General features: G+C 70.3%; 14 protein-coding genes. 4 read left to right on the top strand and 10 right to left on the bottom strand.

Annotated features, from left to right (window positions below):
* Positions 1–9 precede the first annotated feature (9 nt).
* From OU996_RS01480 to aroC, 3 genes are all read right to left on the bottom strand, one after another.
* The gene (locus OU996_RS01480; RefSeq protein ID WP_267583914.1) at positions 10–828 is read right to left on the bottom strand and encodes a DUF1194 domain-containing protein; all 819 of its coding nucleotides are present in this window, start codon (positions 826–828) and stop codon (positions 10–12) included.
* Between the two features lie 134 nt (positions 829–962).
* The gene (gene ribB, locus OU996_RS01475; protein ID WP_267583913.1) at positions 963–2270 is read right to left on the bottom strand and encodes a 3,4-dihydroxy-2-butanone-4-phosphate synthase; all 1308 of its coding nucleotides are present in this window, start codon (positions 2268–2270) and stop codon (positions 963–965) included.
* Positions 2271–2351: 81 nt separating this feature from the next.
* Positions 2352–3464: a chorismate synthase gene (gene aroC, locus OU996_RS01470; RefSeq protein WP_267583912.1), complete on the bottom strand. Its 1113-nt coding sequence runs from the start codon at positions 3462–3464 to the stop codon at positions 2352–2354.
* A 163-nt stretch (positions 3465–3627) separates the two neighbouring features.
* On the opposite strand from aroC, the gene OU996_RS01465 reads away from it, so the two are divergent.
* On the top strand, positions 3628–4947 hold the full coding sequence (locus tag OU996_RS01465) for a hemolysin family protein (RefSeq protein WP_267583911.1): 1320 nt from the start codon (positions 3628–3630) through the stop codon (positions 4945–4947).
* A gap of 4 nt (positions 4948–4951) precedes the next feature.
* On the opposite strand, the gene OU996_RS01460 is transcribed toward OU996_RS01465, so the two are convergent.
* The 3 genes from OU996_RS01460 to OU996_RS01450 form a co-directional block, all read right to left on the bottom strand.
* Complete coding sequence (locus OU996_RS01460; protein ID WP_267583910.1) at positions 4952–5164, bottom strand: hypothetical protein; 213 nt, start codon at positions 5162–5164, stop codon at positions 4952–4954.
* 215 nt (positions 5165–5379) lie between these two features.
* Positions 5380–7869 (bottom strand): ATP-dependent helicase HrpB, encoded by a 2490-nt coding sequence (gene hrpB / locus OU996_RS01455; protein WP_267583909.1) that lies wholly within the window; start codon positions 7867–7869, stop codon positions 5380–5382.
* Positions 7870–8063: 194 nt separating this feature from the next.
* A complete protein-coding gene (locus OU996_RS01450; protein WP_267583908.1) occupies positions 8064–9410 on the bottom strand; it encodes an aspartate aminotransferase family protein in 1347 nt (448 codons plus the stop codon).
* Between the two features lie 323 nt (positions 9411–9733).
* Here OU996_RS01450 and OU996_RS01445 point away from each other — a divergent pair, with 323 nt between their 5' ends.
* The 3 genes from OU996_RS01445 (at position 9734) to phnX (ending at position 13723) form a co-directional block, all read left to right on the top strand.
* A complete protein-coding gene (locus tag OU996_RS01445) occupies positions 9734–11662 on the top strand; it encodes a hypothetical protein (RefSeq protein WP_267583907.1) in 1929 nt (642 codons plus the stop codon).
* 121 nt (positions 11663–11783) lie between these two features.
* Positions 11784–12899: a TIGR03364 family FAD-dependent oxidoreductase gene (locus tag OU996_RS01440; protein WP_267583906.1), complete on the top strand. Its 1116-nt coding sequence runs from the start codon at positions 11784–11786 to the stop codon at positions 12897–12899.
* A gap of 26 nt (positions 12900–12925) precedes the next feature.
* On the top strand, positions 12926–13723 hold the full coding sequence (gene phnX, locus OU996_RS01435; RefSeq protein WP_267583905.1) for a phosphonoacetaldehyde hydrolase: 798 nt from the start codon (positions 12926–12928) through the stop codon (positions 13721–13723).
* Positions 13724–13726: 3 nt separating this feature from the next.
* Here phnX and OU996_RS01430 read toward each other — a convergent pair whose 3' ends face one another.
* The 4 genes from OU996_RS01430 to ccoG are packed head-to-tail and all read right to left on the bottom strand — an operon-like array spanning position 13727 to position 19325.
* Positions 13727–14908 carry a hypothetical protein gene (locus OU996_RS01430; RefSeq protein WP_267583904.1) on the bottom strand — a complete coding sequence of 394 codons (1182 nt, stop codon included), beginning with the start codon at positions 14906–14908 and terminating at the stop codon, positions 13727–13729.
* Positions 14905–17346 carry a cbb3-type cytochrome oxidase assembly protein CcoS gene (ccoS, locus tag OU996_RS01425; protein ID WP_267583903.1) on the bottom strand — a complete coding sequence of 814 codons (2442 nt, stop codon included), beginning with the start codon at positions 17344–17346 and terminating at the stop codon, positions 14905–14907. The genes OU996_RS01430 and ccoS overlap by 4 nt, the downstream gene beginning before the upstream one ends.
* A gap of 9 nt (positions 17347–17355) precedes the next feature.
* A complete protein-coding gene (locus OU996_RS01420; RefSeq protein ID WP_267583902.1) occupies positions 17356–17853 on the bottom strand; it encodes a FixH family protein in 498 nt (165 codons plus the stop codon).
* An 11-nt stretch (positions 17854–17864) separates the two neighbouring features.
* On the bottom strand, positions 17865–19325 hold the full coding sequence (gene ccoG, locus OU996_RS01415; RefSeq protein WP_267583901.1) for a cytochrome c oxidase accessory protein CcoG: 1461 nt from the start codon (positions 19323–19325) through the stop codon (positions 17865–17867).
* Between the last annotated feature and the right edge of the window lie 159 nt (positions 19326–19484).

Below are 19484 nucleotides of genomic sequence, written 5' to 3'. Positions count from 1 at the left end.
TTTAATACCTCAATTGCCCCAGCGCTCCATCCACATGCGCTCGCCAATGGTGCAGGACACCCGCTTCTGATCCGCCGCGCGGTGGAACATCGCCGGTTTCGGGGGCACGACGCCGGCGACTTCCAACACCAGCTTGGTCTTGATCGCGTCGGCGAACTGGTGCGCCCCGCGCACGGGAATGACGAAGGCGCCAGGCCCGCCGATCACGCAGTCCTCATAATAGATGTCGAGCTGGCCGATATCGAGCATGGAGCCGGCCGGCTCCTTCAGCATCAGCGGTAACCCGTTAATGGTGATGCCGCGCTTGACCACCGCGTCGCGCGTCGGCTCGACCATCGGTCCCTGATTGTTGGTGCCGTCGCCGGAAATGTCGATGACCCGTCGCAACCCCTTGAATCGGTTGCGGTCCAGCAGATCGGCGCTGAACTCCATGGCGCCGGAGATCGAAGTCCGGTAGACCCGCCGCAGCGGCGCGGCGCGGATCGCCTCGGCAAAGCGGGCGGCATCCGCGGCCCCGCCGACCACTGTCCAGTCGACCACCAGCTTCTGTTCCTCCGCCCCCGCCCATTCGACATAGGCCAGGGCGACACGGCCATGCGGGCCGAGCTTGAGCGCGTTGAGGAATTCCGGCGAGGTGACGGCCCGGCTATAGCCATCGCGCTGGAGCGCGAGTTCGTCGAGGTCCATCGAGTAGGAGATGTCGACGGCGAGCACCAGCTCGACATCCACCGGCTCGGCACCCTGCGCCCGCGCCGGTGCGCCGAGAACGCACCAAGCGAGCCCGCAGGCGAGCCCCATCGTCGCCGTCCACAACCTCACGCACGCCATCGCGACCTCCGTCCATGACGGGAACACGACGTGTCAGAGACGCGTCAGCGAAAGGGTGACACGGGGACGGGGCAGCCCAAAGCTGAAATTTCAGGCCCTTACCTCCCCCGGCGATGCCATTCGCGTGAGCGGGGTCAGGCGTCCAGCACCTCGGTGTCGGTGATCTCGATGCCGAAGCCGGCGACACCGACATAGGTGCGCGCGCGGGACGCCAGCAGCCGGATCGAGGAAATGCCGAGATCGCGCAGGATCTGCGCCCCGAGACCGACCTCGCGCCAGCTCTCGTCGCGCAGCCGCGCGCTGTCAGCGGCGTTGCCGTCCGGCCCCACCGAGTTCACCGGAACGCCCGTGGTGCCGTCGCGCAGATAGACCAGAACCCCGCGCCCCTCGGCCTTGATGCGCTCCAGCGAGGCGCGGATCGCCCTGCCGCCGGTGAACACGTCGCCGATCGGGTCGGCGCGGTGCAATCGTACCAGTACGTCGCGCCCGTCGCCGATCTTGCCGTGGACGAGGGCGATATGGTTCACCGGCTCGAAGGGCGTGACATAGGAAATGCCGTGCATGTCGCCGACCGCTGTCGGGGCGGTGAATTCGGCGGTGCGCGTCACCAGCTTCTCGCGCAGCTGCCGATAGGCGATGAGATCGGCCACCGAAATGCGGGTGAGGTTGTGCTGGGCGGCGAAGTCGGTGACCTTCGGTCCCCGCATCACCGTACCATCGTCATTCACCAGCTCGCAGATGACGCCAACGGGTTCGAGATCGGCGAGCCGGCACAGGTCGACCGCCGCCTCGGTATGGCCCGAGCGCATGAGCACCCCGCCTTCCTTGGCGATCAGCGGGAAGATATGGCCCGGCCGCACGAAATCCGCCGCGCCGGCATTGGGGTTGGCGAGCCCGCGCACCGTGGCGGTGCGGTCCTCGGCCGAGATGCCGGTGGTGGTGCCGTGCCGGTAATCAACGGAAATGGTGAAGGCGGTGGCGTGCGGCGCGTCATTATCCGTCACCATCGGGTTCAGCCGCAGCCGCTTGGCGTGCTCGGCCGGCAGCGGCGTGCAGACGATGCCGGAGGTGTGGCGGACGATGAAAGCGAGCTTTTCGGGGGTGGCGTGAACCGCCGCGACGATGAGGTCGCCCTCATTCTCGCGGTCGTCATCATCCGTCACCACCAGCATCTCGCCGCGCGCGAACGCCTCGATTGCCGCCTGAACGCGGGCCTGCAGATTGTCGCTCATCATTGCCATCTCGACGCTATCGATCCCGAGAAAATCGTTGGGCGTGACCGCGCCGCCGGTCATGGCGGCGATCCGGCTGCCCACGTCGCGGGAGACCCAGGCTTGCTGGTCGTTGCACAGGGCGGTGATGCTGGCCGGCGACAGACCGACGCTGCGCGCGAAGGCGCTGCGCGTCGTTCCTGTCAGGGCAAGCCAATCCGCAAGCTTCATGCCCCGAGCATAGGCGCGGCGAAATTCACTAGCAATGAAAAACCGCGACCCTTTCAGTAATACTGAATAGTGGTCGTCGCCTCAGCGCGGAAAGGGCCATGCGGGCGGCGTGCCGACCTGCGCGCGGGCCCGCAACAGGTGATCGGCCAGCACGCAGGCGACCATCGCCTCGCCCACCGGCACGGCGCGAATGCCGACGCAGGGGTCGTGCCGGCCCTTGGTAATGATCTCGGCGTCGTCGCCGTATCTTGTTACCGTCTTGCGCGGCGTGAGGATGGACGAGGTCGGCTTCACCGCGAAGCGCACCACCACCGGCTGGCCGGTCGAGATGCCGCCGAGAATGCCGCCGGCATGGTTGGCGAGGAAGACGGGCCTGCCGTCATTGCCCATGCGCATCTCGTCGGCATTGTCCTCGCCGGTGAGGGTGGCGCTCGCGAAGCCCTCGCCGATCTCGACGCCCTTCACCGCGTTGATGCTCATCAGCGCCCCCGCCAGCTCCGCGTCCAGCTTGCCATAGAGCGGCGCGCCGAGGCCGGCGGGCACGCCTTCGGCGATCACCTCGATGACGGCGCCGACCGAGGAGCCGCTTTTGCGGATGCCGTCGAGATAGGTCTCCATCCGCGCGGCGGCCTGCGCATCCGGGCAGAAGAACGGGTTGCGGCCGATCTCGGCGCTGTCCCACTGGGCGCGGTCGATGGTGATCTCGCCCATCTGCACCAGCGCGCCGGTGAGGGTGACGCCTTCCAGCACCTTGGCGGCCAGTGCTCCGGCGGCGACGCGCACGGCGGTCTCGCGGGCGGAGGAGCGCCCGCCGCCGCGATGGTCGCGCAGGCCATATTTCACGTCATAGGCGTAGTCGGCATGGCCGGGCCGGTAGCTCTCGGCGATCTGCGCATAGTCCTTGGAGCGCTGGTCGACATTCTCGATCAGCAGGGCGATGGGCGTGCCGGTGGTAATATGCGACCCATCTTCCTGCGGCAGCGTGCCGGAGAGCACCTTCACCTCGTCCGGCTCGCGGCGCTGGGTGGTGAAGCGCGACTGGCCGGGGCGGCGCTTGTCCAGCGCGTCCTGGATCTCCTCCAGCCGGAAGCGGATGCCGGGTGGGCAGCCATCCACCACCCCGCCGATCGCCGGCCCATGGCTTTCGCCGAAGGTGGTGACACGAAACAGCTGGCCGAAGGTGTTGAACGACATGGACGGGGCCCGGACTGGGAGGGGGTGAGGGCTTCTAGGCCCAGCGCGCGCGGGCGTCAAACCGCGTCATCCGCACGGCCGGGCACGGGAAATTGCGGCGGCGCCATGGTCAAGGCGGCGGCGCTGCCCCATAATGGGGGCATAGTTTACCCTCACGGACCCAATGCCTCTCTTTGAAATCGCCGTCGTTGTCCTGCTTGTGCTGATCAACGGCGTCCTCGCCATGGCCGAGCTCTCAGTGGTCTCGGCCCGTCCCGCGCGCTTGCGGGCCATGGCGGATAAAGGCTCGCGCGGTGCCCGCATCGCGCTGTCCCTCGCGGCCGATCCCGGCCGATTCCTCTCGACCGTCCAGATCGGCATCACGCTGATCGGCATCCTCGCCGGCGCCTTTTCCGGCGCGACGCTGGGCGGCCGGCTCGGCGAATGGCTGCGCGACCTTGGCCTGTCGCCCGGCCTTGCCGATGGCCTCGGCTATTCGCTGGTGGTAGCGGCGATCACCTATATCTCGCTGATCCTCGGCGAGCTCATTCCCAAGCGTCTGGCCTTGCAGAGCCCGGAGAAGCTGGCGACCCTCGTGGCTCCCGGTATGATGGTACTGTCGCGCGTTGCCGCGCCGGCGGTGTGGCTGCTCGACATCTCCTCGCGCGCCGTGCTGCGGCTGCTGGGCGAGCAGAGCAAGGGCGAGGACGGCAACGTCACCGACGAGGAAATCCGCGCCATCGTCGCCGAAGCCGAGACCGCCGGCGTGATCGACCCGGATGAGCGGCGGATGATCGCCGGCGTCATGCGCCTCGCCGATCGCCCGGTCCGCGCGGTGATGACGCCGCGCACCGAGGTCGACTGGATCGACCTGACGGATGACCCCGACGCGGTGCGCCAGACCATTCGCGAGACACGCCACACCCGCATGCCCGCCTGCGAGGGCACGCCGGAGGAGGCCACTGGCGTCATCGACATTCGCGACCTGCTGGAAGCCTATCTGAACGGCGAGACACCGGATCCGCGCCAATATGTGAAGCCGGGCGCGGTGCTGGTGGAGACCGCCGGCGCGCTCGACGCCATGAAGGTGCTGCGCCACTCGGAATCCCCGCTGGCGCTGGTCGTCGATGAATATGGCTCGATGGTCGGCGTGCTGACACCGGCGGACTTGCTCGACACCATCGCCGGCTCGGTCGTGTTCGACGAGGGCGGGCAGGTGAAGCCCGACGTGGTCGAGCGCGCCGATGGCAGCTATCTGGTCGCGGGATCGACGCCGGTGGACGAACTGGCGGAGGTGCTTGGCATACGGCTGCCGCAGGAGGCCGGTTTCCACACAGCGGCGGGCTTCGTGCTGCACGAGCTCAAGAAGCTGCCGCAGGAAGGCGCCGTCTTCGAGACGCTGGGCTGGCGCTTCGAGGTGGTGGACATGGATGGGCGGCGGGTGGACAAGATCCTCGTCGGCCGCGCCGTTGTGCCGCGCCGGCGCGCGCCGGTCATGGGCTGACGCCTCAGCGCGCCGCCCGGTCGACGGTCATCGTGGCGGCGGCATTCGCCTCCCCGCCATAGCGGGCGCTGAGCCCGGCGACCACCGTGACGATGGCGATGGCGAGTGCGGCGGCGATCAGCCCGTATTCCAGGCCGGTGCTGTGCCCGCGGCGGGCAACCGCTGCGCGCCGCCGCATGTCGCGACCGATCAGCTCCCTGTCAACCAGCTCTCTCATGGGCCTACTCTGCTTGCGCTGTCTTTGCCGCTATCTGTCTTCGGACAGATTTTGTTGTGGGTTCAGCCTGCGCCGCAGATGTTGACCGCGCGTTAAATCGCTCGCTCCACGCCGTTTGGCGGGGCGGTTACTGCCTCCGTGGTTAATGCTTTGCAGCCGGATCGTTCAGGATTCGATGCAACGCCGGCTGGGCCGACGTGGCTCAGCGGCGCGCCTCAACTCCGCGGCTTGGCGCGGCGGGTCGGCTCGGCATGGGCCGGGTCTTCCGGCCAGGGATGGCGGGGGTAGCGCCCGCGCATGTCGGCGCGCACGTCGCGCCAGGAGCCGGCCCAGAAGGCCGGCAGGTCGCGCGTGAGCTGGATCGGCCGGTGGGCGGGGGAGAGCAGCGCCAGCGTCAGCGGCACCCGGCCCTGCGCGAGGCTCGGATGGGTCTTGAGGCCGAAAAGCTCCTGCACCCGCACGCTCAGCATCGGGCCACCCTCGGCGGCGTAATCGACCGGTATTTTGCTACCCGTTGGCACTTCGATATGCGTCGGCGCCTCCGCGTCGAGCCGTCCGGCGAGTTCCCAGGGCAGAAGGGCCTGCAACGCCTGACCGAGCCGGCTGGCGTCGATCTGGCCGAGGCTGGTCAGTCCGTCGAGCTCAGGTGCCAGCCAGTCCTCCACGCCCTCTGCCATCTGCTCCCAGGACAGATCCGGCCAAGTCTCCGGCAGGCGGGCATGGAGAAAGCGCACCCGGTCGAGCCATTGACGCTGATGATCCGACCAGCCGAGCCGCTCCAGCCCCCGTGACTGCGCCGCCTGCGCGAGCGCCCGCGCGGTCTCCGGCCCGGCTTTCACTGCCGCCGGGCGCTCGGCGAGCACCAGCCCGCCAAGCCGGCGCACCTGCCGGGCCCGCAGGGCACCGGCGGCGGCATCGAAACTGGTCTCAATGGCCTGCGTGATGGCGTCGCCGAACTCGGCTTCCAGCTCCGCTTCGGTAAGTTCCGCCGCGAGCAGGATGCGCGCCTCATCCGCCGTGCCGGTCAGCTCCGCCACGGCGAGAAAGGGCGCGCGGGCGAGCGCTGCGGCAGGGTCCATCGCCGCGCCGCGCCCATTGGCCAGCACGAAGCGCCGCCCGTCGCCGCGGGCCCGCGCCACGCGGTCGGGAAAGGCCAGCGCCAGCAGCGCGGCGGGGGAAGGAGCGAAGAGCGAGGTATCATGATGTGGCGTTCGGCTGGCGAGGCCCTCGGCTTCGCGCGCCCAGCGCTCGGCGAGGCGCCGGGCTTCCTCCACCCGCCGTCCGCTCTCGCGTGCGAAGCCGTCCAGCCGGTGGGCGAGGTCGACGCCATCCCCGCCCAGTCCGCGTTCCGAAACGATGGCGGCGATGCGCCCCGCCATGAGCCCGGCGCCCCGCGCGGCGCCGTCGATCACCATGCGGGCGAGGCGCGGCTCCAGCGGCAGGCGCGCCATGGCCCGGCCGCGCTCGCTCGCCTGCCCGTCGGCATCGAGCGCGCCGAGCGTGCGCAGCAGCGCCTGCGCCTCCCGCCACGCGGCATCGGGCGGCGGATCGAGGAAGGCCAGCGCGCCGGGCTCGCGCACGCCCCAGACGGCGAGGTCGAGCACGAGGCGGGAGAGGTCGGCGGCGAGGATTTCCGGCGCCGCGAAGGCCGGAAGGCTCGCCGTTTCCGGCTCGTTCCAGAGCCGCAGGCACACGCCCGGCGCGGTGCGGCCGGCGCGGCCACGGCGCTGGTCGGCGGCGGCACGGGAAACGCGCACCGTCTCCAGCCGCGTCAGCCCGAAGCCCGGCTCGAAACGCGGCACGCGGGCAAGGCCGCTGTCGATGACGACGCGCACGCCCTCGATGGTGAGGCTGGTCTCGGCGATGGAGGTCGCCAGCACCACTTTGCGCCGCCCGGCCGGCGATGGCGCGATGGCGCGGTCCTGCTCGCGCGGATCAAGTGCGCCGTAGAGCGGGGCGATGTCGACCGAGGGGTCGCGGATCGCCTCGTGCAGTACGCGCTCGGTGCGGCGAATCTCGCCGGCGCCGGGCAGGAAGGCGAGGATGGAGCCGGCCTCGCTGGCCAGCGCGTGCTGCACCGCCTCCGCCATCTGCCGGTCGATCGGCGCGCGCGGGTCGCGCCCGAGATAGCGGGTCTCGATCGGAAAGGCGCGGCCGAGGCTTTCGATCACCGGCGCCTCGGCTCCGAGCAGCCGGGCGACGCGGGCGCCGTCCAGCGTCGCGGACATGACCAGCAGTCGCAGATCCTCGCGCAGCGCGCCCTGGGCGTCGAGGGCGAGGGCAAGGCCGAGATCGGCGTCGAGGCTGCGCTCGTGGAACTCGTCGAACAGCACGGCGGCGACGCCGGACAGCTCCGGGTCGTCCAGCATCATGCGGGTGAAGATGCCCTCGGTGATGACCTCGATGCGGGTCGCACGCCCCACTTTGGAGCCGAAGCGGGCACGGTAGCCGACGGTCTGGCCGGCGCTCTCGCCCAGCGTCGCGGCCATGCGCTCGGCGGCGGCGCGGGCGGCGATGCGGCGCGGTTCCAGCACGAGGATCTTGCGGCCGGCGACCCACGGCTCATCCAGCAAGGCGAGCGGCACGCGCGTCGTCTTGCCCGCGCCGGGCGGGGCGACCAGCACGGCGGAACTGCGCGCGCGCAGGACGCCCGCCAGTGCGGGCAGGGCATCGTCAATGGGGAGGGGCTGGTCGAAGGCGCGCATGGCGCCCGCTCATAGCAGAAATGTGCGCCGGACGTCGCTGCGTCCGGGGCATCCAACAAACGTCATCCCGGAATGGCCGTCAGGCCAGATCCGGGATCGCGTGGGAGAGGCCGGAGAGCGATCCCGGCGCGCGCTTGGCGCGGCCGGGATGACATCTTCATAGAGGGCCGGGATGACGTGAAGGCCTGCCGGCCTCACATCACCGCGTCGATGGTCTTGCCGATCTTCTCGACCAGTTCGCCAATCTGCGACTCGTTGATGATGAGCGGCGGGCTCACGGCGATGGTGTCGCCGGTCGCGCGGAACATCAGACTCTCCTCGTGGAAGGCATGCTCCATCGCCTCATAGCCGCGCTTGCCGGGCGTCTCGGGCTTCGGCGCCATGTCGAAGGCGGCGACGAGGCCGACGGTGCGGATGTCCAGCAGGCCGGGCTTGCCCTTCAGCGTCATCACCGCGTCGGCGAAGGTCGGCTCCATGGCGCGGGCGCGCTCGAACAGGGCTTCGTCGCGGTAGACGTCCAGCGTCGCCAGCGAGGCGGCGCAGGCCAGCGGATGGCCGGAATAGGTATAGCCGTGGAACAGCTCGATCACATGCTCCGGGCCGTTCATGAAGGTGTCGTAGATGTGCTTGCGCACGATCACGCCGCCCATCGGCACCGCGCCGGAGGTCACGCCCTTGGCGAAGGTGATCATGTCCGGCACCACGCCATAGCGCTCGGCGGCGAAGGGGAAGCCGAGGCGGCCGAAGCCGGTGATGACCTCGTCGAAGATCAGCAGGATGCCGTACTTGTCGCAAATCTCGCGCAGGCGCTTGAGATAGCCCTTGGGCGCGGGCAGGCCGCCGGTGGAGCCAGCCATCGGCTCGACGATGACGGCGGCGATGGTCTGCGCGTCATGCAGGGCGACGATGCCCTCCAGCGCCTCGGCGCGCTCGGCGCCCCATTCCGGCTCGCCCTTGGAGAAGGCCTGCTTCTCGCGGTCATAGGTGTGCGGCAGGTGGTCGGCGCCCGCCAGCAGGCTGCCGAAGAAGCGGCGGTTGGGCGAGATCCCGCCGACCGTGATGCCGCCGAAGCCGACGCCGTGATAGCCGCGCTCGCGGCCGATCAGGCGGGTGCGGGTGCCCTTGCCGGTCACGGCATGGAAGGCCAGCGCGATCTTCAGCGCGGTGTCGCCGGCTTCCGAACCGGAGTTGCAGAAGAACACGTGATCGAGATCGCCCGGCGCCAGCTCGGCAATGCGCGAGGCCGCCTTGAAGGCGAGCGGGTGGCCGAACTGGAAGGTCGGGGCGAAGTCCATCTCCGCCGCCTGCTTCTGGATCGCGGCGACGATGGGCGCCCGGTTGTGGCCGGCATTGGAGCACCACAGGCCGGCGGAACCGTCGAGGATCGCCCGGCCCTCCGGCGTGTAATAGTGCATGTCCTTCGCCTTGGAGACCATGCGCGGGCGACGCTTGAAGGCGCGGTTCGCGGTGAAGCCCATCCAGAACGCCTCAAGGTCGTTCGGGGTGGTGGTGGCGAGATCGTAATCATAGGCGACGGACATGATGAGCTCCGGTAGACGGTCCATAGGTGGGGGCCGCGCTTTTGATCATGTATAATGCTTGAGCACGCCCGCGCTCACGAGAAATAATTATGATGTGATCACTTTCCTTTCTGGCGTGGCGCCCAACGGCCCCGTGGCACCCCGCCGCGCCCTCCTTCCTCGTCATGTGCCTCGCTATGTGCCCCGCCGTGCGGGCGACGCGGCAGGGGTGGTCATGAACTTGCCTTACGGGGCGTTACAGTCACCCAGCGTCACGTTATTTGGTCGACAAGCGCATCCCGCTGGCCTACCGGGTGCGTGCATTCCGTTCACAGGACAGCCTGATGTCCGATAGCCCCACAGCCGATAGCGCGGCCACGCCGGTGGCGACCGGCGGCGACGCGCCGGTCGAGCCGCCGCCCGAGGCGGTGCGCCGGGCCTTGGCGCAGGTGCTGGAATCGGAAGAACTGCGCTCCTCCCCGCAACTGTCGACCATCCTGCGCTTCATCGTCGAGGCGACGCTGCAGGGCCGGGCCGACGCCATCAAGGGCTACACGATCGCGGTCGAGGCGCTGGGCCGCGACGCCTCCTTCGACCCGCAGACCGATCCTATCGTCCGCGTCGAGGCCACCCGGCTGCGCCGGGCGCTGGAGCGCTACTATGCCGGGGCGGGGGCGGGCGATGAGATCGAAATCGCCGTGCCGCGCGGTAGTTATGTACCGCAATTCGTGCTTCGGCGGGGCAGCGAGGCGCCGCTCGCGCCCGAGACCGAGCCAGCCGCAGAAACCGAGGATGGGGCTCCTTCCGACGCACCCCTCTCTCCCGCGTTGCCCGAGAGCGCTGGCGCGCCGGGCGCCCGCCGCCGCCTGCCGCGGCTCGTCGCCCTCGGTACGCTTTTCCTGCTCGCGGTCCTGCTCGTCACCGCCTTCACCGTCGACATGGTCGATCCCGTCGGCTGGCGCGCGCTTGTCTCCAGCGCCGCGCTGAAGCCGGTGGAGCGCGCCAACCGGCTGGGCATGCCGATGATCGAGGTGCGCGCCTTCGATTCCACCGGTGGCAAGCCGCTGCCGCCGAGCGAGATCACCGGCTCGGCCGGCGCCGTCACCAGCGGCGACTTCACCGCCCGCGCGCTGGAGGTGCGGGTGCGCGACGCGCTCGCCCATTTCGACCTGCTGGACGTGCTGGCGAGCCCGGATGTGCGTCCCGCGCTCGATTGCGGGCCGGGCAGCAACTCGCCGCATTCGGTGTTCGCCCTCGGCGGGCTGGTGGAGAACCATGACGATGGCAGCATCTCGCTGCTGCTGCGGCTCTCCGACATGTGCGACGGCACCATCGTCTGGTCGCGCGAGTTCGACAGCCTGAAGCGCGGCGGCGACGTCACCGCCTCGGAGGTCGCGCTGGTGCGCGACATCATGGCGGCGATCGCCGAGCCCTATGGCGTCATTCAGGCGCGGGCGCGGGCACAGGTGATGGCGGCGGGCGGCCCCGCCAGTGCCGGTCCCTATGGCTGCGTGCTGCTCGCCTATTCCTACTGGCGCTCCTACCGGCCGGAGGAGCACGAGCGGGCGCGCGCCTGCCTCGAAGCCGCCGTAGCGGCCGATCGCGGCTTCGCGCTGGGCTATGCGCTGCTGGCCGAGCTGACGCTCGACGAGATCCGCAACGCTGCCCCCGCTGCTTCGCCTAAGCCCGCCGCGAATCGGGCGCTGGCCGCTGCCGAGCAGGCGGTGGAACTTGCCCCGACCAGTTCCCTCGCCCAGCGCGTGCTGATGCATGTGCATTTCTTCCGCGGCGAGCGTGGCGGGGTGCTGGCCGCCGGCGAGGCGGCGCTGGCGCTCAATCCCTATGATGTCGACGTGCTCGCCGACTTCGGCGGGCAGCTTATCCTGCTCGGCGAGGTCGAGCGGGGGGAGGCAATGCTGGCGAGCGCCACCAGGATCGCCCCGGGCATGCCGCCCTCGGTGGATTATTACCAGGTGATCGCCGCCTATCTGCGCGGCGATGCGCCGGGCGCGGCCGCCGCCGCCGACCAGCTGATGGGCGAGGGTTTTGCGCCGGGTCTGCTCGCCCGCGCGCTCGCCGCCCATCTCGCCGGCGAGGAGGACGCCGCGCGCGCGGACATACGCCGTCTTACCGAGGTCGCGCCGCTCTGGGCCGCCGACACCGACGCGATGGTCGCCCGCTTCTTCCCGCGCGCCGAGATCGCCCGCCAGGTGCGCGAGGATCTGGTCGCGCTCGGCCTGCCCATGCGCAAGACCTCGGCCGCCGCCAACTGAACCCGCGAGGTTCGGCCCTTGATCGCGTAGCGCGCCGGCGGCGAACGCGCTATGAGGCTGTTCCCACCTCCCGCCTTCCCCTCTGCCGTCTTTCCCTTTGCAGCTCTGCCGGATGCTTCCCATGTCGCACAGCTATGATCTCGCTATTGTCGGCGCGGGAGTCGTTGGTCTGGGTCACGCGATCGCGGCGCTGAGGCGGGGCCTCAAGGTTGTGGTGATCGACCGTGATGCGCAGGCCAATGGCGCCTCGATCCGCAATTTCGGTTTCGTCACCGTCACCGGCCAGCAGCGCGGCGAATGCTGGCGCCGCGCTGTGCGCTCGCGCGACATCTGGGCCGAGATCGCGCCTCAGGCCGGCATCGAGGTGATCCATCGCGGCCTGCTGGTCGCCGGGCGCCGCGCCGAGGCTATGCCGGTGCTGGAGGCCTTCCGCGCCACCGAGATGGGCGAGGGCTGCGAACTGCTGACACCGGACGAGGCCCGCGACCACCTGCCGGCGCTGACCGGCGAGCTCTCCGGCGCGCTGTGGAGCCCGCACGACATGCGGGTAGAATCGCGCCACGCCATCCCCAAGCTCGCCGCCTGGCTCGCCGGGCAGGGCGTCACCTTCCGCCGCGAGACGGCGGTGACCGGGGTGGAGCCGGGCAAGGTCCACACCTCCGGCGGCACCGTCACCGCGGCGCGCATCGTCGTCGCGCCGGGCGATGATTTCCACACGCTGTTCGAGGACCGCTTCAAGCTCTACGGCGTCACCCGCTGCAAGCTGCACATGCTGCGCGTCAGCGATCCCGCGCTCGGCTCGCTGCCCGGCTCGGTGATGACCGACCTCTCGCTCGGCCGCTATCTCGGCTATGCCGAGCTTCCCGAGGCCGAGCCGCTGAAGCGCCGGCTTGCCGTGGAGCAGGCCGCGCATCTGGAGCATGGCGTTCATCTCATCGTCGTCCAGTCGGCCGATGGTTCGCTGGTGGTCGGCGATAGCCATCATTACGGCGCCACGCCCGATCCCTTCGCGCCGGAGTTCGTCGATGAGCTGATCCTTGACGAATATGCCGCGCTGTTCGGGCGCCGGCCGCAAGTGACGGAACGCTGGATCGGCACCTATGCCTCGGCGAGCGACCGGCTTGCCTTCATCGACCGGCCGCATGACGACATCCGCCTCGTGGTGGTAACCAGCGGCACCGGCGCTTCCACCGGTTTTGCCATCGCCGAGGAAGCGGTGGCGGAGCTGTTCGGCTGATCGTCTCACCTTTTGAGGACTGGACCATGCTCAAGGCGCTGATTCTGGACTGGGCCGGCACGGCCGTTGATTTCGGCTCCCGCGCCCCGATGGGCGCTTTTGTCGAAGCCTTCGCGCGATTCGGCGTGGCGGTCTCCATCGAGGAGGCGCGCGGGCCGATGGGCCTGCCCAAGCGCGACCATGTGGCGAGCCTGATCTACAGCCCGGCCATCGCACCGCGCTGGCAGGAGGCGCATGGCTCCGCCCCAACCGAGGCTGATGTCGACCGCGTGCTCGCCGTGTTCGAGCCGCTCAATGTCGAGGTCATCCCGCGCCACGCCGACCTCATCCCCGGCCTGCTCGACGTGGTGACCGAAGCCCGCCGGCGCGGCATGAAGATCGGCTCCACCACGGGCTATACCCGCCCGATCATGGAAAAGTTGATGCCGCTCGCCGCCAGCGCCGGCTATGCGCCGGATAATGTGGTGTGCGCTGGCGATCTCGCGGCGGGGCGGCCGAGCCCGCTGATGATGTACCGCACCTTCGCCGATATCGGCGTGTGGCCGCCGAGCGCTTGTGTGAAGCTCGACGATACCGAGCCGGGCATCGCCGAGGGGCTGGCCGCCGGCACCTGGACGGTGGGTCTCGCCCTCTCCGGCAATGCGGCGGGCCTCTCCAAGGCCGAGCTCGACCGGCTCTCGCCGGATGAGCGCGCCGCGCTGCGCAAGCGCGCCACCGACAAGCTCGCGGGCGCGGGCGCGCATTTCGTCATCGATACGGTGGCGGACCTGCTGCCGGTGCTCGACGCCATTGAGGCGCGCCTCGCCGCCGGCCTGCGGCCCTGATCGTCAGGCGAGCGCGCCCGATACGAGCACGCCCGCCAGCGCGGCGGCCAGCATCAGCCCGTCATGGGCGGCGAGCTGCAGGCGGGTCGGGCGACCCGCCTCATGCAGCATCAGCGTCGCTCCGCACATGGCGAGCGACCAGCCGGCGCCGACGCAGAGAAAGGCCGCGCCGATGCCCAGCGCATCGGGCGCCAGCCGCACCATCGCGGCCGCACCAAGGCAGAGTGTGAGCGCCAGCGCCGCCAGCCGCGCGGCGCCGAGCCGTTGGGCCAGCGCACCACCGGCCAGCGCCGGGGCGTACATCGCCACCACATGCCAGGCGACGAGGCCGGAGACCAGCGGCACGCCAACGCCGCAGCCAACCAGCGCCAGCGGCGCCCCGGCCATGGCCGAGGTCATCGCTCCCCAGGCCATCGCCCCGATCAGCGTCGGCACGGCAAGCGCGCGCCAGGCCAAAGCCGGGGGCGCTGCGCGCGAGGCGGTGGCCTCGACGGTGAAGTCGGCATGGGAAAACCGCGCTTCCGGCAGCATCACCGCGAAGGCGAGCGCGCCGAGCTGGGCGAGGGCGGCGAGGATCAGCGTGCCGGCGAAGCTGTAGGGCACGAACAAGGCTTCCGCCCGCTCGGCCAGCAGCGGGCCGGCAAGCCCGGCCAGCGCGCCGGCGCCGATGAGCCGGGCGACCGCTCCCGGCCGGCCGGCGGCTTCCGCGCCGAAGGCGGCAGCGTGGCGGTAGAACATGCCGAAGCCTTGCGCGGCGCCGAGCCAGAAGGCGCCGACGACCAGCAGCGGAAAGGCCGCCGCCATCACCGCATAGGCGCAGATGAGCCCGCCGGCGACGCCGAGGCTCGCCCCCAGCGCGAAGCCGGCGCGGCGGCCAAAGCCGTCGAGCAGCAGGCTGGCGGGCAGGCTCGCCAGCGCCGCCCCGGCGAGGAAGGCGGCGAGCGGCAGGCCGGCGGCGGGGATCCGCCCGCCGAGCGCGTGGGTGGGCGCCAGCATGGCGCCGGCCAGCGGCAGGGCACCGAGGGTGAGCGCCTGCGCCAGCACCACGAGGGCGAAGCCGGCGGCGAGCGGCAGCGCCCCGGCGCGGCGGCGCAGCGCCAGCGGCGCGTCCTCCGGGCAGGCGCAGCCGAGCCGGCCGGCGCGTAGCCCCTCCGCCTCGCTGCCGAACAGGTCGCCCGCGCTCATGGCCGCCTCGGGCCTTGGGCCGGCGGGGCGAGGTCGTCATCGTTCAGCACCCGCAGCGCGGCGCCGTCGAGATCGTCATATTGCCCGCTGCGCAGCGACCACAGGAAGGCGAGCAGGCCGATGAGGCCGAGGCCGAGGGCTGCGGGGACCAGATAGAGCAGGATGGTCATCGGGCCCCCCTTGATGCCGGTGCGGGCGCGCAGCGCGTTGAGCGTGACGATCACCGAGGAACCGGACATGGCGAGCGCGGCGATGAGCGGGGTCACTAGCCCGGAAATGGCGAGCGGCACGGCGATGAGGTTGTAGACGACGGCGATCAACAGGTTCTCGCGCATCAGCGCGCGCGCCTTGGCGGCGACGGCCAGCGCGGTTTCGACCGGGGCGAGCCGGTCGCCGAGGAACACCGCGTCGGCATGGGCGCGGGTCACGTCCGCGGCGGTGATTGGCGAGAGCGAGACATGGGCGCTGGCGAGCGAAGGCGCGTCATTGAGGCCATCGCCGACCATCAGCACGCGGCGGCCCTCTTTGGCGAGGCCGTCGAGCACGGCGATCTTGCCGGCCGGGCGGGTCTGCGACCACCAGTCGACGACGCCAAGCGTGGCGGCGACGGGAGCGACGGCTTCCTCCCGATCGCCGGAAAGCACCACGACATGCAGGCCCGCGCCACGTCGCCCGCCGGAGGTTTTCAGCCGGCTCATCACCGCCTGCGCATCCGGCCGCAGCGCCTGGCGGATCTCCAGCACGGCCGTGCGCTCGCCGAGCCGCACCGCCACCAGCGAGGTGTCCGCCGCATGTGGGGCATCGTCGGCGCAGCCGCAGAAGGCCGGGCTGCCGAGCCGCGCGATCCGCCCGTTGATGGTGCCCTCGAGGCCGAAGCCGGAGGTCTCGCGCGCCGCCGCCACCGGCACGGCGTCCGGCCGCAGGGCGGCGATGGCGCGGGCGAGCGGGTGGGTGCTGGCGAGCGCCAACCGCGCCGCGGCGTCCATCAGGTCGGGAGGAATGTCGGCGGCGTTGGCGACGCTCGGCTCCGGCAAAGTGAGCGTGCCTGTCTTGTCGAAGGCGACGGTATCGACCTCGGCCAGCCGCTCGAAGGCGTCGCCCGAATTGAGCAGGATGCCGTGGCGCATCAGCGTGCCGGCGGCGACCACCTGCACGGCGGGCACCGCCAGCGCCAGCGCACAGGGGCAGGTGATGATGAGCACGGCGACGGCGATCAGCACCGCCTGGTGCAGCGAGGCACCGGCGATGAGCCAGCCGATCAGCGACAGAAGCGCGGTCGCGTGGACCACCGGCGCGTAGAGCCGCGCCGCCCGGTCGGCAAGGCGCACGTAGCGCCCGCGCGCCGTCGCCGCCTTGTCGAGCAGCCGCTCGATCTCGTCGAGAAACGTGTCCTCGCCCGCCGCCGTGGTCCGCAGCCGCAGCGCGCCGTCCTGCACGAGGCTGCCGGCATGGACCGTGGCGCCGGCCTCCACCGGGCGGGGCAGCGTCTCGCCGGTGACGAGGCTCTCATCCACCGCCGCGCGGCCGGAGACGACGATGCCGTCGACCGGCGCCCGCTCGCCCGCGCTCACCAGGACTTCGTCGCCCGCCACCACGGCGGCGGCGGGAACGGTGACGAGGCTGCCATCGGGGGCAAAACGGCGCGCGCTCACCGCCTTCAGCGCAGCGAGATTGCCGGCCTCGGCCCGCGTCTTGCGGCGCATGGCGTGGTCGAGATAGCGGCCGGTGAGCAGGAAGAAGAGCAGCATCACGGCGGAATCGAAATAGGCATGCTCGGCATGGTTCAGCGTCTCGAAGACCGAGACGCCGAGCGCCAGCATGACGCCGAGCGTGATCGGCACGTCCATGTTGAGCGAGCGCGACTTCAGCGCCCGCAGTGCGCTCTGGAAGAAGGGCTGTCCGGCATAGGCGGCGGCCGGCAGCGCGATCACCGCCGAGAGCCAATGGAACAGGTCGCGCGTCTCCGGGGTGATGTCGGTGGCGTTACCCGACCAGATCGAGACCGAAAGCAGCATGATGTTCATCGCCGCGAAGCCCGCGACCGCGAGGCAGCGCAGCAAATGGCGGGCATTGGCGTGCTCGATGGCTTCCAGCCGGTCCGCCTCGAACGGGTAGGCGCGATAGCCGATGCGGCCGAGCGCATCGAGCACCGCGTCGGGCCGCGCTTTCTCGCGCGCCGTCCAGCCGACAGTGAGGCGATGGGCGGTGTAGTTCAGCCGGGCGCGGACAACACCGTCCAGCGCCTCGGCCGCGTCCTCGATCTCGTCGATGCAGGCGGCGCAGTCGATGCCCTCAATGGCGAAGGCCATCTCCGCCCCGCCGCCGGGCTCCTCGCGCAGGAACAGTGAGAAATCGCGCGGCGCCTCATCCGGTGTCGGCGCAGCGGGAGCCGGTGCCGGCTCGGCCGCACGCGGAAAGGCGATGACCTGCGCGCCCATGCGAGTGCCCTAATGCACGACGATGCGGTTCATCGAGCGGTAGACGCGCTCGCCGCCGCGGGTGAAGTCGATCACCAGCTCCCATTGGCCGGGCGGAATGTCGCCGCGCGCGGTCCACTGACCCTCGGTGACCTCGCTCGGCGTCAGCACCATGTCGAGCTTGCGGTTGGTCGGGTGATGCAGCTCGACGGCGAGATCGACGCCGGCGAGCGGCAGACCCATGGCGTCGCGCGCGCTCACTACGACGCGGGACGGCTCGACATGGGCGTCGACCTGCCAGCGCAACCGGGCCTGCGCCGCCGCGGCCTCGCTATCGCGGCGGAAATCGAGGCCGGCCTTGTAGGAGCTTTCCGTTTCCACCCCGCCGAAGCTCGTCACCGCCGCGCGGACCAGGAAGAAATTGGCGGCGAAGACGATGCCGAAGAAGCCGAGGAAGATGGCGAGCACGGTGCGCCCGGTGATCGGACGGCCGGCGGTCCCAGCGGCATCGGTGGCGTCATAGGCCATGGCGGTTCTCCTCAGGGGCCCTTGAAGTGGTCGGGCGCCGTGCTCGCCTGGCCGGCGGCGATGTCGGTGATGGTGAAGGTCGCGGCAAGCGAGGCATTGGCCGGCAGCTTGGCGTGGGTCGAGACCAGCACGCGCAACTCATAGGTCTGGTCTGGGCCAACCTCGACCACCGGCGCGTCATTGACCATCGTGCTCACCCCGCCCGCGACCTCGAGCCGCGCGTCCGGTACGCCTGCCACCGAGATGGCGAAGCGGCGCGGCTGGTTCAGCTTGTTGACGATGCGCAGCGTGTAGGCGTTGCGGATCGAGCCGTCCGAGAGCTGGATGAAGAGCGGGTTGCGATCATGCAGCACCGAGACGCTTTCCGTGGTCCGCGCGGCGAGCGTGTAGAGCATGATGCCGCCGATCAGCGCGATCAGCGCGAGATAGAGCACGGTGCGGGCGCGGAAGATGCGGGTGATCGGCGCCAGCCCCTTCATGCGGCGCTCAACGTTCATCTCGGTGTCGTAGGCGATCAGCGCCGTGGGCCGGCCGACCTTCTTCATCACCGTGTCGCAGGCGTCGATGCAAAGGCCGCACTGGATGCAGGCGAGCTGGCTGCCGAGGCGGATATCCACGCCCGTCGGGCAGGCGGCGACGCATTGCCGGCAGTCGATGCAGTCGCCGGCCGGCAGGCCATCACGCTTCAGCGCCTCGGTCTTCTTGAACGAGCCGCGCGGCTCGCCCCGGTCATAGCGATAGGTGACGTTGAGCGCGTATTCGTCGGTCAGCGCCGCCTGGATGCGCGGCCAGGGGCACATATAGGTACACACCTGCTCGCGCATGTGGCCGGCGAGCACATAGGTGGTGAAGGTGAGGATGCCGATCCACAGATAGGCGACCGCGGGCCCCTCGCCCTTGAGGAGTTGCATCGTCAGCGTCGGCGCGTCGGCGAAATAGAGCACCCAGGCGCCACCGGTCCACCACGCGACCATCAGCCAGAGGAAGTGCTTGGAGGCGGCCTCGAAGGCGCGCTGCGTGCGCGAGGCGTGCTTGAGCTTCTCGCGGCGCTGGCGCGGATCGCCCTCGACCATGCGCTCGATCGCCTGGAACAGGTCGGTCCACACGGTCTGCGGGCAGAGATAGCCGCACCAGAGCCGGCCAGCGACGGCGTTCATCAGGAACAGCACCAGCGCGGCCAGGATCAACAGACCCGTGACGTAATAGATTTCCTGCGGCCAGATCTCGATGAAGAAGAAGTAGAAGCGGCCATTGACCAGATCGACCAGCACCGCCTGCGAGGGCGCGTTCGGGCCGCGGTCCCAGCGCAGGAAGGGCAGCAGATAGTAGATGCCGAGAGTGATGACTAGCAGCGTCCACTTGATGCGGCGGAAGGTGCCGTGGACGGCGATCGGGTAGATCTTGCGGCGCGCCTCATAGAGCGGTCCGTCGATCTCGGTGTCCACGGTTTGCGGTTTGGTTGCCACGTTCATCGTCTTCCCCGGGCACGGCGACAGCTTCTTTTAGGGCTTCGAAGCTACGCCTTCGATCCGGTCGATGACGGGCGGGAAAATGCTTATGCGGCGGCACGCCACGGTGTGCCAAGCTCCTCGACGCCGTCCTCCCGGACGGTCCGCTGGACCGATCCGGGA

Origin of the sequence: Ancylobacter sp. SL191 (assembly GCF_026625645.1) — a bacterium.
Taxonomy (GTDB): Bacteria; Pseudomonadota; Alphaproteobacteria; order Rhizobiales; family Xanthobacteraceae; genus Ancylobacter.
Note: the sequence above shows the minus strand (reverse complement) of the source record. Positions and strands in the feature narration are given on the sequence as shown.

Excerpts from the sequence above, each read along its gene's own strand:
- OU996_RS01430 (WP_267583904.1), bottom strand. The coding sequence starts at position 14,908 with ATGAGCGCGGGCGACCTGTTCGGCAGCGAGGCGGAGGGGCTACGCGCC.
- OU996_RS01440 (WP_267583906.1), top strand. The coding sequence starts at position 11,784 with ATGTCGCACAGCTATGATCTCGCTATTGTCGGCGCGGGAGTCGTTGGT.
- aroC (WP_267583912.1), bottom strand. The coding sequence starts at position 3,464 with ATGTCGTTCAACACCTTCGGCCAGCTGTTTCGTGTCACCACCTTCGGC.
- OU996_RS01445 (WP_267583907.1), top strand. The coding sequence starts at position 9,734 with ATGTCCGATAGCCCCACAGCCGATAGCGCGGCCACGCCGGTGGCGACC.
- ccoG (WP_267583901.1), bottom strand. The coding sequence starts at position 19,325 with ATGAACGTGGCAACCAAACCGCAAACCGTGGACACCGAGATCGACGGA.
- phnX (WP_267583905.1), top strand. The coding sequence starts at position 12,926 with ATGCTCAAGGCGCTGATTCTGGACTGGGCCGGCACGGCCGTTGATTTC.
- ccoS (WP_267583903.1), bottom strand. The coding sequence starts at position 17,346 with ATGGGCGCGCAGGTCATCGCCTTTCCGCGTGCGGCCGAGCCGGCACCG.
- OU996_RS01420 (WP_267583902.1), bottom strand. The coding sequence starts at position 17,853 with ATGGCCTATGACGCCACCGATGCCGCTGGGACCGCCGGCCGTCCGATC.
- OU996_RS01460 (WP_267583910.1), bottom strand. The coding sequence starts at position 5,164 with ATGAGAGAGCTGGTTGACAGGGAGCTGATCGGTCGCGACATGCGGCGG.
- OU996_RS01480 (WP_267583914.1), bottom strand. The coding sequence starts at position 828 with ATGGCGTGCGTGAGGTTGTGGACGGCGACGATGGGGCTCGCCTGCGGG.
- ribB (WP_267583913.1), bottom strand. The coding sequence starts at position 2,270 with ATGAAGCTTGCGGATTGGCTTGCCCTGACAGGAACGACGCGCAGCGCC.
- OU996_RS01465 (WP_267583911.1), top strand. The coding sequence starts at position 3,628 with ATGCCTCTCTTTGAAATCGCCGTCGTTGTCCTGCTTGTGCTGATCAAC.
- OU996_RS01450 (WP_267583908.1), bottom strand. The coding sequence starts at position 9,410 with ATGTCCGTCGCCTATGATTACGATCTCGCCACCACCACCCCGAACGAC.
- hrpB (WP_267583909.1), bottom strand. The coding sequence starts at position 7,869 with ATGCGCGCCTTCGACCAGCCCCTCCCCATTGACGATGCCCTGCCCGCA.